The sequence below is a fragment of the Curtobacterium sp. MCBD17_030 genome, assembly GCF_003224255.1.
Lineage (GTDB): Bacteria > Actinomycetota > Actinomycetes > Actinomycetales > Microbacteriaceae > Curtobacterium.
On sequence record NZ_QKLI01000017.1, the window covers coordinates 1 to 15257 of the forward strand.

The following is a 15257-nucleotide window of genomic DNA, read 5'->3' on the forward strand; positions in this document are numbered from 1 at the left end:
AGATGTGTATAAGAGACAGGCCCTGGCCCGACCCGCCGTGGCCCGACCCGCCGGACGAGGACCCGCCCGAGCCGGCCCCCTTGCCCGCCGTGATCGACGTGCCGGAGGAGGACGAGCCTCCCGAACCGGCACCGTGTCCGTGGCCGGAGGCCGTTCCGGAACGCGCGTGCCCGAGCTGCGACCGCAGGTCCGCGATCTGTGCCTTGAGCTGGGTGACCTGGTCGCTGCGGGAACCGGACTGCGCCGAGGTGCTCTGCAGCTTCCCCTCGAGCTTCCAGATCTGCTGCTGCGCGGCTGCGAGCTTCGCCTGCAGGGCGTCGACGTCGGCTGCCGGTTCCTGCTGGGTCGGGACGCCGAGCGCCCGGCTGACGGCGGTGGAGACGGGCCCGGAGGGCGAGATCCACACGGACCAGGTGATCAGTGCGAGGACGGCGACGATCGCCGCCATGCCGAGGGCGGTGCGCTTGGCGTGCTTGGTTGAGGGCGCCCACCAGGTGCCGTCGGTGCGGTCGAGATCAGACAATGAGGAACGCCTCCAGAGCGAAGACCGCGATCCCGATGCAGTACGGGATCGATGCGTACGGGTTGAGTGGGCGACGTGCGGGCTTCGCCGCGCGGTGCGGTGCACGGGCGGTCGTGGTCGCTGTCGCTGTCGCGACGTCGCGTCGAGTGGTGAGCACGGTCGCGGTGGCGGCCGTGGTCGCGTCGGGTCCGAAGAGCTCGTCGAACGCGCGGTCAACGGCGGCCTGCTCGCTCGGTCGCTCGGACGTGTCGGTCAGTCCGCGGTCCACCGGGCTCATCGGCACGGTCGTGCCCGAGAGCTGCGGCTGCGCCGGGTCCTCCTCCATCGGCCCACCGGCGTAGGCACCGGCCCGGGTCCCCCAGCCGCTGGCGTGCGCCAGGCGGAAGAACCCGATGAGCCGGATCGGCATGAGGAAGAACGTGGAGACGATGATGAACATCGGCAGGCGGAAGAAGTCCGACGGCTTCTCGGCCAGGTGCCGCATCTGCCGGATGGCCATGCTCAGCACGCTCGAGACCACCATGAGTCCGGCGACGTAGACGAAGCCGGTGGAGAACCCGTACTGGTGCAGGATGCCCTCGTAGAGGTTCTGCCCCTGCCCGGTGAGCGCCCGGTAGATCCAGCCGGCGATCACGCCGAAGAGCATGAACGGCAGGATGATGTCGGTCAGGAAGAACACGGCCAGGATCGGCGCGTGGCCGAGCATCCACGGCAGCATCCGCAGCGTGTTGTACTGCGACCCACGGGCCCAGCGGAGTTGCTGCTTGAACAGCTTCTTCACCTGCAGCGGAGCGTCCGTGTACACGAGCGACGTGTACTGGTAGACGGTCCGGTACCCCTCCTTGAGCGTCAGGTTCGTCAGGGTCCGGTCGTCGGAGACCTCGAGGAAGACCCCCATGAACTCCTCGTGCATGAACCTGTCCATGACGCGGACCAGGATGCTCCGGCGGAACGCGATCGTGCGGCCGGGCAGGCAGCCGATCTGTCCGAGGACGCTCTGCGCCGGCATCGAGTACAGCGCACGGGAGTTCTCGAGCCAGTCCGCCCAGCGGGTGATCCAGGAGCGCGTCGGCTCGAGGATGCGCTGGCGGGTGGTCACGCCACCCACGGACTCGTCCGCGAACGGCTTGAGCAGCTCGACGAGCGTGCCGGGCGTCCACACCGTGTCCGAGTCGACGAGCACGGTGATGTCGCCGTTCGACATCTCGGTGCCGACCTTGACCGCGTTGCGCTTGCCGGGGATCGGCGTGTGGGTCCAGCGCACGAGGGGGGCGAACTCGTCGCACACCGCTTCGAGCGCCTCGTTCCGAGCGCCGTTGATGACGACGATGATCTCGCCGGGACGCTGTTCGACCATGCGGCCGATCACGTCACGGAACAGGTCGAGCGGCTCGTCCACCACGGGGACGACGACGCTCGTCGTCCCGGTGTACGTGCCGGTGAAGGGGCGGTACCGGGCGGAGAGGACGACTTTGAGCAACCAGAGCAACCAGATCACCAGTGAGTACACGGTGAACAGGTAGAACTCGGGGTGGCCGTCGACCATCTGCCGGATCTGGAGGATGAAGGTGAACATCGATCCCTGCTGCAACGTTCGAAGGGAGATTCCGCGTCATCGGGAAATCGGGGTCGGTTCGGGTGTCCTCATTCAGACAGATCGCAGACAACCCCTGAAACGTGCCCCTCGGGTGGGGGTGACCGCGGTGTCGATCGGGGGACAGAGTGGTCCACCGCACGCCGGACCGACTCTTGTCCCCACTGGTGCTGACAGCAGTTGCGCGGACCGGTCCGACGGCCGCCGTCGGAGGGCGGAGCGTCGGACACGGCCGGGAGGCTCACCCTCGGTCCGCAGAGAACCCCGGATCAGAAGGCGGTTCAGCCGGTCGTCGTCGACTGACGCCGTCGACGCTGCTCTTGTGTTCCGAAACCCTGGTCGTGCGCTGACAACGGTTCAGCATCGGTACCGATCGGGGTACGGTGCACAGTGCAACGGGGTACGGACGGTTCGAGTCGAAAATTGTCTTTGACAACTCGTCATCTTGCCCCGGTTCGCAACACCCCGGGCGTGTCGCGTTGCCGGGGGCTCCGTGCGGGACGACGATCAGGCGCCGTAGAACTCGCGCTCGAAGACCTGCCGGGAGCGCCGGGTCACGGCGAGGTAGTCCTCCTCGAGCTGCGACGCCGACCCCGGCGGGTACTCCAGCAGGCGCGCGATGCCCTCCAGCTGCGTCCGCTCGACCGGCAGCACGTCCGTCGTCCGTCCCGACCACAGCACGAGCGCGCTCCGGGTCCGGGACGCGAACCGCCATGCTGCGGCCAGGCGCTCGGCGTCCTCCGGCGCGACCCAGCCGGCGTCCGTGGCCGCCTGCAGCGCCTCGAGCGTCGAGGTGGTGCGGAGTGACGGCTGCTCGTGGCCGTGCTGCAGCTGGAGGAGCTGCACGAACCACTCGACGTCGCTCAACGAACCGCGACCGAGCTTCAGGTGACGCGCAGGATCGGCGCCGCGGGGCAGTCGTTCGGACTCCACCCGGGCCTTGATGCGCCGGACCTCGCGGACCTCCCGGTCCTCGATCGCGGCGGGGTACCGGGTCCGATCGGCGAGGTGCTCGAAGTCGCGGAGCAGCTGGGCGTCGCCCACAGCGCCGCGGGCGCGCAGGAGCGCCTGGGCCTCCCACGTCAGGGACCAGCGGGCGTAGTAGGCCGCGTACGAGTCGATCGAGCGCACCACGGGGCCGTTCTTCCCCTCGGGCCGCAGGTCGATGTCGAGGTCGAAGGGGTGCAGGGCGTCCTCGGTCAGGCGGTTCAGTTCACGCACGATGACCTGCGACGCGCGCGCGGCGACCTCGCTCGGCACCGTCGACGAGCGGTAGACGAAGAGGACGTCGGCGTCCGAGCCGAACCCGAGTTCGCGGCCGCCGTAGCGTCCCATCGCGATCACCCCGAACTCCAGACCCTGCGGGGCGTCACGTCGTGCCAGGTCGAGCGCACCGCTCAGCGTCGCCTCGGTGACGTCGCTGAGCGCCGGACCCAGCCCGTCGACGTCCAGGTGCCCGAGCACGGCGGCCATGCCGAGCCGGAGCGTCTCGCGCCGCCGGACCCCGCGCAGGAGCGAGGCCGCCGTGTCCACGGCGTCCCCGTGTCGCGCGGTCGTCGCGCCCGTCTCGGCCAGCAGTGCCGGCAGCGGACGGGGCTTGAGGAGAGTGTCCGGCTCGTCCAACCAGGCCACGGCCTCGGGGAAGCGTTCGAGGAGGCCGGACAGGAACGCCGACTCGCTCAGCACCGTCGTCAGGCTGTGCGCGGCGCCCGAGGAGTCCCGGAGCATCCGGAGGAACCAGCTCGACTCCCCCAGGGTGTCGCTGAGTCGCCGGAAGGCCAGCAGCGCCCGGTCCGGCGCGGGCCCCTCCGCCATCCACCGCAGGAGGACCGGCAGGAGGTTCCGCTGGATCGCCGCCCGCCGGGTCGTCCCCTGCGTCAGTGCCCGGATGTGGGTGACCGCCCCGTCCGGATCGAGGAACCCGATCGCGGTGAGCCGGTCGCTGACCTGACTGCTCGTCAGGACGATCTCGCCGTCGGTGGACGCCACCGCCGCGAGCATCGGTCGGTAGAAGAGCCGCTCGTGCAGGCCGCGGACCTCGAGCTTCACCGATCGCCAACGGTCCTGCAGCGCCGACGCCGAGGACGCCAGGCGAGTGGAGCGAGCGAGGACCCGGAGTTCGTCCTCGTCGGACGGCATCAGGTGGGTGCGCTGCAGCCGCCGGAGCTGGATGTGGTGTTCGAGGACCCGGAGCAGGGCGTAGTCCGGTCCGAAGCGCGCCGCCTCCGGCCGTCCGACGTACCCGGCGGCCGCCAGGGCGTCCATCGCCTCGAGCGTCGAGCGGACGCGCACGGACTCGTCGTCACGTCCGTGGACGAGCTGCAGGAGCTGCACGGTGAACTCGACGTCACGCAGACCGCCCGGGCCGAGCTTCAGCTGCCGGTCGACCTGGGCGTCCGGGATGTGCGCTGTCACCCGCTCCCGCATCCGCTGCACCGACTCCACGAACCCCGGACGCTTCGACGACTGCCACACGAAGGGCTCCACCGCGGCGACGTAGCGCTCGCCGAGGTCCATCGACCCGGCGATCGCCCGGGCCTTGAGCAGCGCCTGGAACTCCCACCCCTTCGCCCAGCGCTCGTAGTACGCCACGTGCGACTCGAGCGTCCGGACGAGTGCGCCGTCCTTGCCCTCCGGCCGGAGGTTCGCATCGACCTCCCACAGTGCGGGCTCCGCGGCGAGGTCCGTGATGACGTGGGTCGCGGCGATCGCCAACCGCGTCGCGATGAGGACCGCGCGGTCGGTGCTGATCCGGGGCGCGTCGTCCCCCTCGGACGGCTCGGTCGGCTCGGTCGGCTCGGTCACGAAGATGACGTCGACGTCGCTGACGTAGTTGAGCTCGCGTGCCCCGGCCTTCCCCATCGCGATCACCGCGAGCGGCGTGGCGGCGACGTCCGCGACGGGGAACGGGACCTCGCGACGCGCGACCGTCACGGCGGCGTCGAGCGCAGCGCCGGCGAGATCGGCGAGGCCTGCGGCGACGTCCGGGAACGCCTCGGTCGGGGACGGGTGCAGGACGTCGAACAGGGCGATCTGCGCCAGGTGCCGGCGGTAGCGGACACGGAGTCGCCGGCGAGCGGTCTCGCCCGAGCTCCCGTCCACCGCCTGGTCGAGGGAGGCCGTGTACCGCTCCTGGGACCACGGCGGTGCGACGGGATCGAGCACCAGCGCGAGCTCGTCCGGCCGGCGCTGCAGGAACTCGGCGAGCCCGGTGGACGCACCGAGCAGCCGAACCAGGCGCTCGGTCGCCCCGGGGTCGGCCAGGACCGGGCGCAACTGCTCCGGAGCCGACTCGATGAGCCGCTCGAGCGCGAGCAGCGCTCCGTCCGGGTCCGCCGTGGCGGCCCAGACCGACTCGGCATCCGCGATCGGGACGCGCAGATCCGAACCGGGACGGGCCTCCAGGGCGGCGATCCGCTCCAGCGAGCCGGACAGGTCGGCGAACCCGAGCCGGGCCAGCTGGGAACGCGAGGTCTCGGTCCGGCTGGTCATCTGGCGTGCGCTCCCGTCGTGTGTCCTGACGTGGAGTCAGAGCATGCCGAGGTTGGTGTCCAACTCGAACGGGGTGACCTGGTCGCGGTACCGCTTCCACTCCTGGCGCTTGTTGAGGAGCACGAAGTTGAAGACCTGTTCCCCCAGGGTCTCGGCGACGAGCTCCGAGTCCTCCATCAGCGACAGGGCGTGGTCGAGGCTCGCCGGCAACTGGCTGTAGCCGAGCGCCTTGCGCTCCGAGTCGGACAGGCTCCAGACGTTGTCCTCGGCCTCGGCCGGGAGCTCGTAGCCCTCCTCGATGCCCTTCAGGCCCGCGGCGAGCAGCAGCGAGTACGCCAGGTACGGGTTGGCTGCGGAGTCGATCCCGCGGTACTCGATGCGCGCCGACTGGCCCTTGTTCGGCTTGTACAGCGGCACGCGGACGAGCGCCGAACGGTTGTTGTGGCCCCACGTCACGAAGGACGGGGCCTCATCGCCGCCCCAGAGACGCTTGTAGGAGTTGACGAACTGGTTCGTGACCGCGGTGATCTCCGGCGCGTGCCGCAGCACACCCGCGATGAAGTGCTTGGCCGTGCGCGAGAGCTGGTACTCGCCACCGGGCTCGTAGAACGCGTTCTGGTCCCCCTCGAAGAGCGACACGTGCGTGTGCATGCCTGATCCCGGCTGCCCGGAGAGCGGCTTCGGCATGAACGTCGCGTAGACGCCCTGCTCGATCGCGACCTCTTTCACGACGGTGCGGAACGTCATGATGTTGTCCGCCATGGTCAGGGCGTCGGCGTAGCGGAGGTCGATCTCGTTCTGGCCCGGGCCGGCCTCGTGGTGGCTGAACTCCACCGAGATGCCGAGGTCCTCGAGCATCCGGACCGAGCGGCGACGGAAGTCGTGCGCGCTGCCGCCGGGGACGTTGTCGAAGTAGCCGGCCTGGTCGACGGGCTTCGGGCCGCCGTCCTTCCAGTCGCGGTCCTTGAGCAGGTAGAACTCGATCTCGGGGTGCGTGTAGAACGTGAACCCGCGGTCGCTCGCCCGGGCCAGGGTCCGCTTCAGGACGTTGCGGGGGTCGGCCACGGCCGGCTGCCCGTCCGGTGTCGTGATGTCGCAGAACATCCGCGCGGTCGGGTCGATCTCGCCCCGCCAGGGCAGGATCTGGAACGTCGAAGGGTCCGGGTGCGCGAGCACGTCGGCCTCGTACGAGCGGGTCAGGCCCTCGATCGCGGAGCCGTCGAACCCGATGCCCTCGGCGAACGCGCCCTCGACCTCGGCCGGCGCGATGGCGACCGACTTCAACGTGCCGATCACGTCGGTGAACCAGAGCCGGATGAACTTGATCCCGCGCTCCTCGATGGTGCGGAGCACGAAGTCCGTCTGCTTGTCCATGCACGACCTTTCCGTGTTCACCGAGCCGCGATGCGACCCGCCGGGCCGCATCGCGGCCGTGCACACAGGCTAGTGCCCGTGCGGCTCCTCGTGGGCGGGGCGCGCGCGGGCTGTGGACGGCGCGAGGGCGACGACGACGCGTGTACCGGGTGCGGTCCGCGGCCTCTCGCGCCGGGCCTGTCAGCCGCCTGGGCCAGGCTCGGACCGTACCGACCCTGCGAAGGAGCACCACATGGCCGTCCTCGACGCCGCCGAAGTCCTCACCCAGACCCCGATGCCCGTGCCGGCACCACGGGGACCTCTCAGCACCGCAGTCCTCGCCGCACTCACCACCGGCGCACCGGACGAGACCCTCCGTGACGTCGCCGTCGCCGCCGTCGCCCGTTCCCAGGACGTCCTGAACGACGACGACCTGCAGCTCGCACTGTTCGTCCTCTACGAACTCCACTACGGCGGCATCGCCGGCGTCGACGACTCCCTGGAGTGGGACGTCCACCTGCTCGGCACGCGTGCGGTCGTCGAGACCGCGCTCGAAGCCGCCGTCCGCGCCGCCGTCCCGGTTCCCGAGCGCCCCGAGCCGACCGCCGAGGCGGTGTCCGCGGCGCTGTTCGCCCTGACCGCCGCCGACAGCGGACCGAGCGTGTCCCGGTGGGTGGCCCGGAAGGCCGATCGCGCGCAGATCCGCGAGTTCCTGGTCCAGCGCACCGTGTACACGCTGAAGGAGGCCGACCCGCACAGCTGGGCGATCCCGCGGCTGTCGGGTCGGGCCAAGGCCGCGTTGGTCGAGATCCAGTCGGACGAGTACGGCGGCGGACGCCCGAAGCGCATGCACTCGGCGATCTTCGCCAGGACGCTGCGCGCCGCCAGCCTGGACGACTCCTACGGGGCCTACGTCGACCACCTGCCGGCGATCACGCTCGGTGCGCTCAACATGATGAGCATGTTCGGTCTCCACCGGAGCCTCCGCGGAGCCATCGTCGGGCACCTGGCGGCGTTCGAGATGACCTCGTCGATCCCGAGCAAGCTCTACGGCGACGGGTTCCGGCGGAACGGGTTCGACGAGGACGCGACGTGGTACTTCGACGAACACGTGGAGGCCGACGCGGTGCACGAGCAGATCGCCGGCCGTGACCTGGCCGGCGGGATGGTCGAGGCCGACCCGACGCTGCTCGACGACGTGATGTTCGGCGCCGCCGCGTGCCTCGTCGTCGAGGGCATGGCAGGGACGCAGCTGCTCTCCAGCTGGGAGCAGGGACGCAGTTCCCTGCGGCTCCCCCTCGACGGCGAGTCCCGGAGCGCTGGCGACGCGGATGCCCCCGGCACCGACGTCACGGCGATGCGGTCGACGGACGGTGCCTCCCGTGTCGCGTGAGCGCGAGGACGAGCCGTCGGTGGTCGCGTACCCGGACGGCCCGTTCCTGCTGCGCGGTGACGTCGCGGTGCTCGGTCCGGACGGACAGGAACTGCCCCGGCGACGCCGGACGGTCGCCCTCTGCCGGTGCGGCAAGTCGATGCTGAAGCCCTACTGCGACGGCACGCACAAGATCATCGGGTTCCGGACCGAACCGGAGCCGCCCGCCGAGCCGACGGCCTGAGGCCGGTCAGCTCTCCTGGTCCGCGGCGTCGGCTCGCTCGTTGTTCTGCCGGACCCGGTCCAGCGCGTGTGCGGCCTCGTCGCGGGTCGGGAAGGGGCCGATGTGGTGCCGGTTCGTCGACTTCGGGCCCTGCTCGACCTCTCCGGTCTTGTCGTTGTACCACCACTGGGATTCGATGCGCTCGTCGGTCATGGGCCCGACCGTACCCGGGCGGACCCGGGGCGTCCGCGCAGAGGGTCGGGTCGTGAGCCGGGCGGTGAGCCGGCGGGCGGGCGCGTGCCGCGTGCCGCGTGCCGTGTGCCGTGTGCCGTGTGCCGTGTGCCTGCAGACGAGCCCCACAGCCGGGAGGCGACGGCCGGGCCCGACACGCCGCTAGAGTGGAACGCATGCCCCGGGACGAACACGGACACCTGACTGCCGGCCGCATCTCACCGCAGCGGCCCGTCCCGAAGGACATCGAGCGACCCGAGTACGTCGGCAAGGTCGAACCCCATGAGCACGGGCTCGGCGACACGTACACGCCGGACGAGGTCGAGCGGATCCGCACAGCCGGTCGCATCGCCTCCCAGGCCATCGACGCCGTCGGTGCGGCGATCCGCCCGGGCGTCACGACCGACGAACTCGACCGGATCGGCCACGAGTTCGTCGTCGGCCACGGCGCCTACCCCTCGACCCTCGGTTACCGCGGGTACCCGAAGTCGCTCTGCTCGTCGCTCAACGAGGTGATCTGCCACGGCATCCCCGACGACACCGTGCTGCAGGACGGCGACATCGTGAACATCGACATCACCGCGTACAAGGACGGCATGCACGGTGACACCAACCGGACCTTCGTGGTCGGGCAGGCCGCGCCCGAGGTGCAGGACCTCGTCACCCGCACCGAAGAGGCGATGCACCGCGGCATCCGCGCCGTCGCCCCCGGCCGCCAGGTCAACGTCATCGGCCGCGCGATCGAGTCGTACGCCAAGCGCTTCGGCTACGGGGTGGTCCGCGACTACACCGGGCACGGCGTCGGACGGGCCTTCCACTCCGGCCTCGTCATCCCGCACGTGGACGACGTCCGCTACGACACCGTGATCGAGCCCGGCATGGTCTTCACGGTCGAGCCGATGCTGACCCTCGGTGGCATCGACGCGGACATCTGGGCCGACGACTGGACCGTCACCACCCGTGACCACTCCTGGACCGCGCAGTTCGAGCACACGCTCCTCGTGACCGAACGCGGCACCGAACTCCTCACCGTCTCCTGACCACCCGCGGCGCGCCCGGCCTCGGGACCGTGCCGGACACACTCGTCACCTACGGAAGGCACCGCTCCCCATGACCTCACTCGCAGTCGGCGTCGACATCGGCGGAACAGGCATCAAGGGCGCGATCGTCGACACGGCGACCGGCGAACTCACCACCGACCGGATCAAGAAGGCCACGCCCGAGGGCGGCCGGCCCAACGACATCGTCGAGGTCGCCAAGTCGATCCTCGACGACCTCTCCCCCGCCTCGGACGTCCCGGTCGGGGTCTGCTTCCCGGCCATCGTCCGCGATGGCAAGACCATGTCCGCGGCGAACGTCTCGAAGAAGTGGATCGGCTTCGAGGCCGAGGCGCTGTTCGAGAAGGAGCTCGGCCGCTCCATCCACTTCGTCAACGACGCCGACGCCGCCGGGTTCGCCGAGCAGCAGTTCGGCGCCGCGAAGGGCCGCGACGGACTCGTCATCATGACGACGCTGGGCACCGGCATCGGCACTGCCCTCATCAACGACGGCGTGCTCATCGTGAACGCGGAGCTCGGCCACCTGGAGATCGAGGGCGTCGACTACGAGACGAAGGCGTCCTTCGCCGCCAAGGAGCGGGACGACCTGTCCTGGAAGCACTGGGCGAAGCGCCTGCAGAAGTACTACTCGCGGCTCGAGGCACTGCTCTCCCCCGAGCTCTTCGTCGTCGGTGGTGGCGTGTCGAAGCAGTACGAGGAGTTCCTGCCGCTGCTCGACCTGCAGGCGGAGATCATCCCCGCGACGCTCCGCAACAACGCGGGCATCATCGGCGCGGCGACCCTGGCAGCACGCAGCACCCGCTGACCCGGCTGCGGGTGTGGGACCGGGTCGGGGTGCTGATCCGGGCTGACCAGCTGGGCCGCTAGACTCGTCGGAGCGAACGGGTCGGTGAGACGGTCGCGTCACTCCCCCGGGAGTGCCGAGGAACGTCCGGGCTCCACAGAGCAGGGCGGTGGGTAACACCCACCCGGAGCAATCCGCGAGACAGTGCCACAGAGAACAGACCGCCGGCGGCGACGTCGGTAAGGGTGAAACGGTGGTGTAAGAGACCACCAGGGATCCGGGTGACCGGATCTGCTCGGTAAACCTCGCCCGGAGCAAGGTCAGACAGAGGACGCTGAGGCTGCTCGCCGAGTCCTCGGGTAGACCGCTGGAGGCCGACGGCAACGTCGGTCCGAGAGAGATGGCCGTCACCGCCGCGAGGCGGGACAGAACCCGGCGTACGGCCGGCCCGTTCGCCCCGGACCGTACCGGCACGAAGCCCGGCACCGCGAGGTGCCGGGCTTCGTATTCCACGCCCCCGTCGCCGCGAGACGCCGCGCAACGCGTGAGACGCCGCCGAATTCCGAGGCGTCTCGCCCGGATGGCGGCGTCTCGCGCAGACGTGCGCGTCTCAGCGGACGGGAGGCACGCGGCCAACCCGCACCGCGCCTCCCGCCCGGCACTCCCCAGGACGCCGCCATCGCGGCGAGACGCCGCGCAACGCGCGAGACGCCGCCGATTTCGGCGGCGCCTCGCGGAGACGGCGGGGTCTCGGCGACACCAAGCGACACCGAGCGGCGCCGGCTGGCCGCCTACAGGCCGGACTCAGCCGTCCGCACCAGGATCGCGTCGCTGTCCGGGCAGAGCACGACGTCGTCCGGCGCCGCGGCCCGGATCGACGCCAGGTCGGAGTTGTTCAGCGCCACGCCGGACGCCGTCGACACGCCGCCCTGCAGCAACGACGCCCCGAAGCCGTACCGGGCCCGCTGGCGCTCGTACAGAGCGAGGAGGTCCGCCGGCACCTTGGCTGCCACGTCGGCGCGGGACTGCACCGCGGCGACGCGGTCCTTCTCGAACCGGGCGATGCCGTCGTCGCGCACCCCCATCAGGCGTCCACGCTCGGCGTCGATGTCGGCGAGCTGCTTCTCGATGTCACCGACCCGGGCGCGCAGCTGGTCGAGCTTCTCCATGACCTCGAGCTCCTGCGTCTCGAGGTCGTTCGTCCGGCGGTTCAGCGAGTCGAGCTCGTTCTGCAGCCCGGCGGCGTCCTTCGCGCTGCCGACGTTCTGCAGCAGCGTGGTGTCGCGCTCGATGCGTGCCTGCGCGGTGGCGGTGTCCGACTCGAGGCGGGCGAGGTCACGCTCGGCGTCCTCCACGTCGCCCGTGGCCGCGGCGAGCTGGCTCCGCAGCCCGGCGGCCCGGGTACCGAGCTCGGTGAGGTGCTCACCCTTCTGCAGGGAGCTGATCCGGTGTGCCAACCGGGTGATGTCGTTGTCGAGTCGTTGGACGTCGAGCAAGATGGCCTGGTCCTCGGGTGCTGCCTTCATGGTCAGGCTCCTTCGTTGGGGGCGGATGGCAGGACGGCGAAGTCCCACGGGTCGGTGCGGAGGTCGCTCACGGTGACGCGGACCCCGGTGGCGGCACGCAGCTGTTCGGCGGCGACGTCGAGCCAGAGCCACTCGGTCGCCCAGTGCGAGGTGTCGATGAGCGCGGGCCCGTCGGCCACCATCGCCTGCTCGCGGAACTCGGAGGCGGGGTGGTGCCGGAGGTCGCTCGTCACGTAGACGTCGGCCGCCCGCACCTCGGGGTTGCCGAGGTACGCGTCGCCCGCACCGGCACACAGGGCGACGCTGCGGACCGGACGGTCGTACTCCCCCGACACCCGGACCCCGGTCGCGGTGGCGGGCAGGACGTCGACGATCCGCCGGGCGAGGACGCCGAGCGCCACGGGTTCGGCGAGGACGCCGACCCGGCCGATGCCGGTCACGCCGTCGGCGGCGGGTTCGAGCGGACGCTGCTGCTGCAGGCCGATCCGGTCCGCGAGCACGGCGGAGGTGCCGGTGGTGACGACGTCGGCGTTCGTGTGTGCCGCGAGGAGCGCGCAGCCGCCGCGCACGAGCGTGGCGAGGACCGAGCCCTTGTAGGTGGACTCGTCGATCGTGGTCACACCGCGCAGCAGCAGGGGGTGGTGCGTCAGCAGCAGGTCGGCCCCGGCAGCGACGGCTTCGCGTGCGGTGTCCGGCACGGCGTCGACGGCCAGGTGGACGTGTTCGACCACAGCGTCCGGGTCGCCCGAGACGAGGCCGACGGAGTCCCAGGACTCCGCCCCGGCCGCCGGCCACAGGGACTCGACGACGGACTGCAGTTCTCGGAGCGTCGGCATCCCGTCAGTGTACCGAGACGGCGGCCTCCACCCGGGTGTCAGCGACGGCCGACGAGGTGCAGCAGACGGGCGACGAGACGCGACCACCAGCCGGACGGCACGGTGGACGACGCGTCGGCACGGGCCTCCCCGTCGGCTGGGCCGTCGGCGGCGTCCGTCGCGACGGTGTCGTCGGTGGTCTCCGGTGCCGCGACCGGTGCGGCCACCGGGACCTCGACGGACACGACCGGCTGCTCGCCGGTGTGCGCGCGGAGCACGGCGGCGAACGCCTCGCGGTCGATGACGGTCGGCCCGGTGGCCGGCTGCACCAGTGGCGTCGGTCGACCGGACGCCGGGACCGGCGGGGAGGACGGCGAGACGGTCTGGAGGCTCGACACCGGTCGGACCGCGGTCCGCGGTCCGGCGGTGGCCAGGATGCCGTGGTCCGGTCGGTCGTCGGCCGGGACGTCGACCGTCACCGGATCCGCAACCGCGCGGTGCGGTGCCGGCAGGAGCGGGCGGACGGCTCCGAGCCGCACGGGCGACGTGGCGGCCCGGCGGAGGGCGGCTCGCTCACGACGGTCGGCCTCGAGTGCGGCGTCGGCCAGCAGGTCGGCGAAGACCTCGCGAGCGAAGGCCCGTGCACCCTCGACCTCCGCATCGGTGCTGTCGGCGACGACGGCCTCCCAGGCGGCGAGGCGAGCGAGGTCCTCGTCGCGGACGCGGACCTCGTCCTCGAGCAGGTCGATCCGTTCGATGGTGGTCCGGCCACTCGCGGCGTCGAGCGCGACGGCGAGGTCGTCGAAGCGGAGGGCGAAGCGCTCGGGCGGCTCCGGGAAGGACGGGGCGCAGACGGCCACGTGACGGGCACGGTCGCGGCGGAAGGCGCGGTCGTCACCCGAGGTGGTGGGGGCGGCGGGCTCGGCGGCGACCGCGGGCTCGGCGTCCACCTCGGGTTCGGTACCGGTCTCGGCCTCGGCCTCGGGCTCGGGGAGGTCGACTGCCAGCTGTTCCCCGTGCACCGGGGGCAGCACGGGACGGCGCACCGGACCCGTCACCGGGGGGACGACGAGGTCTGCGAGGTACGGCGACCGCGTGGCCGGGGCGTCGCGCAACCACTCCTCGAGTTCGCGACCGAAGGGGTCCACGAGGGGCGTGCGTGCTCCGGACTGCGTCTCCATGTGAGGAGTATGAATATCGCACGCTCCATCGGTGCGGACATCGGCGGAGTGTCGCGGGATCCGGTGGCATGTCGCCCCGGTCGGAGCGGCGTGTCGTTGTGTCCGGGGACAGTGCGGGGCCGATCGCGGCGTCAGCCGTGCAGGGTGTCGCGGGGGTACTCCAGGAAGCGCCGGGCGTAGGCCGCCGAGAACCGACCCAGGTGCGCGAAACCCCACCGGACGGCGACGCTCGCCACAGTGGTGTCAGTCGGTGTGCCGGCGCGCAGCTCGTCGCGGACCCGGTCCAGGCGGATCCCCCGCAGCAGGGCGTTCGGTGCGACGCCGATCTGCCGCTGGAACGCCTGCTGCAGGCCGCGGACGCTGAGTCCGACGTGCTCGGCGACGTCGGTCGTGGTGATCGGCATATGGGCGGCGGCGTGCATGTACTCGACGGCCGACCGCACACGCCCCGTGGCTCCGGACGGCAGCGGGACGTGACGGGCGGTGATGCGGTGCGGGAAGGTGGTCAGGAGCGCCAGGGCGGTCCGGCGGGCCGTGTCGGCGAGGGCGAGCACCGACACCGGGGCCTTGCCGAGCACGATCTGGGACGCCTCCTGCACCTGGTGGTTCCAGGCACGGACGGCCTCGACCCCGGGCGCTGCCGTGTGGTCGAAGACCAGGATGCCGGGTTCGGTGCCGTACGCCTCGGCCGCGATCCGTTCGAGGAAGGTCCGATCGAGCTGCACCACGCTCTGCCGCACGTCGGCCAGCTCGAAGCGGTAGGGGCGCCCGGTCGGGAACACCACCGGCCGTCCCGGCGCGAGGGCGACCTCGTCACGACCGACGTCCAGCACGCCGCCGCCGTCCGTCACCCAGGACACGCTGACCTGGTCGCCGGAATCGACCTCGCCGACCATGCGCGCGTCGAACCGGGTCGACCGGAACGACGTCGTCTGGTCGCCGACCGTCCGGAAGCGGTACCCGAAGGCGCGTTCGGTCCGCTCGGGCAGGAACCCGGAGGCCTCGTAGGCCTGCTCGAACACCGCACGGGCGGCATCGAGGTCGGCACCCGACGTCTCGAAGACGGTCCTGGGGTCCACGGTGGTGGTCATCCCGGGAATGGTGG

13 protein-coding genes and 1 other RNA gene are annotated in these 15257 nt (G+C 71.3%); 5 read left to right on the top strand and 9 right to left on the bottom strand.

Going from position 1 to position 15257, the window contains the following annotated elements:
- From DEI89_RS13315 to glnA, 4 genes are all read right to left on the bottom strand, one after another.
- Positions 1-523, bottom strand: a 523-nt coding sequence (locus DEI89_RS13315) for a hypothetical protein (protein WP_181421661.1), incomplete at its 3' end; no start/stop codon positions are given.
- Complete coding sequence (locus DEI89_RS13320) at positions 516-2099, bottom strand: glycosyltransferase family 2 protein (RefSeq protein ID WP_110904546.1); 1584 nt, start codon at positions 2097-2099, stop codon at positions 516-518. The genes DEI89_RS13315 and DEI89_RS13320, both read right to left, overlap by 8 nt.
- A 525-nt stretch (positions 2100-2624) precedes the next feature.
- Positions 2625-5609 (bottom strand): bifunctional [glutamine synthetase] adenylyltransferase/[glutamine synthetase]-adenylyl-L-tyrosine phosphorylase, encoded by a 2985-nt coding sequence (locus tag DEI89_RS13325; RefSeq protein WP_110904547.1) that lies wholly within the window; start codon positions 5607-5609, stop codon positions 2625-2627.
- 36 nt (positions 5610-5645) lie between these two features.
- Complete coding sequence (gene glnA, locus DEI89_RS13330) at positions 5646-6983, bottom strand: type I glutamate--ammonia ligase (protein WP_110904548.1); 1338 nt, start codon at positions 6981-6983, stop codon at positions 5646-5648.
- A 232-nt stretch (positions 6984-7215) separates the two neighbouring features.
- Here glnA and DEI89_RS13335 point away from each other — a divergent pair, with 232 nt between their 5' ends.
- Together DEI89_RS13335 and DEI89_RS13340 are read left to right on the top strand one after the other, a co-directional pair.
- A complete protein-coding gene (locus DEI89_RS13335; protein ID WP_258366039.1) occupies positions 7216-8355 on the top strand; it encodes an iron-containing redox enzyme family protein in 1140 nt (379 codons plus the stop codon).
- A complete protein-coding gene (locus DEI89_RS13340; protein ID WP_258366038.1) occupies positions 8345-8578 on the top strand; it encodes a CDGSH iron-sulfur domain-containing protein in 234 nt (77 codons plus the stop codon). Before DEI89_RS13335 ends, DEI89_RS13340 begins: the two co-directional genes overlap by 11 nt.
- 6 nt (positions 8579-8584) lie before the next feature.
- Here DEI89_RS13340 and DEI89_RS13345 read toward each other — a convergent pair whose 3' ends face one another.
- On the bottom strand, positions 8585-8770 hold the full coding sequence (locus DEI89_RS13345; protein WP_110904550.1) for an SPOR domain-containing protein: 186 nt from the start codon (positions 8768-8770) through the stop codon (positions 8585-8587).
- Between the two features lie 194 nt (positions 8771-8964).
- Between DEI89_RS13345 and map the strand changes: the two genes are divergently transcribed.
- From map to rnpB, 3 genes are all read left to right on the top strand, one after another.
- Positions 8965-9828 (top strand): type I methionyl aminopeptidase, encoded by an 864-nt coding sequence (gene map, locus DEI89_RS13350; RefSeq protein ID WP_110904551.1) that lies wholly within the window; start codon positions 8965-8967, stop codon positions 9826-9828.
- Positions 9829-9898: 70 nt separating this feature from the next.
- Entirely contained in the window at positions 9899-10651 is a 753-nt protein-coding gene (gene ppgK, locus DEI89_RS13355; RefSeq protein WP_110904552.1) for a polyphosphate--glucose phosphotransferase, read from the top strand.
- Positions 10652-10728: 77 nt separating this feature from the next.
- Positions 10729-11085, top strand: an RNA gene (gene rnpB / locus DEI89_RS13360) — RNase P RNA component class A.
- A 336-nt stretch (positions 11086-11421) separates the two neighbouring features.
- Here rnpB and DEI89_RS13365 read toward each other — a convergent pair.
- From DEI89_RS13365 to DEI89_RS13380, 4 genes are all read right to left on the bottom strand, one after another.
- Entirely contained in the window at positions 11422-12156 is a 735-nt protein-coding gene (locus DEI89_RS13365; protein ID WP_110904553.1) for a zinc ribbon domain-containing protein, read from the bottom strand.
- 2 nt (positions 12157-12158) lie between these two features.
- Complete coding sequence (locus DEI89_RS13370) at positions 12159-12992, bottom strand: Nif3-like dinuclear metal center hexameric protein (protein ID WP_110904554.1); 834 nt, start codon at positions 12990-12992, stop codon at positions 12159-12161.
- A gap of 38 nt (positions 12993-13030) precedes the next feature.
- Positions 13031-14152, bottom strand: a complete 1122-nt coding sequence (locus DEI89_RS13375; protein ID WP_110904555.1) for a hypothetical protein — start codon at positions 14150-14152, stop codon at positions 13031-13033.
- A gap of 131 nt (positions 14153-14283) precedes the next feature.
- A complete protein-coding gene (locus DEI89_RS13380) occupies positions 14284-15243 on the bottom strand; it encodes a helix-turn-helix domain-containing protein (protein WP_181421662.1) in 960 nt (319 codons plus the stop codon).
- Positions 15244-15257 lie beyond the last annotated feature (14 nt).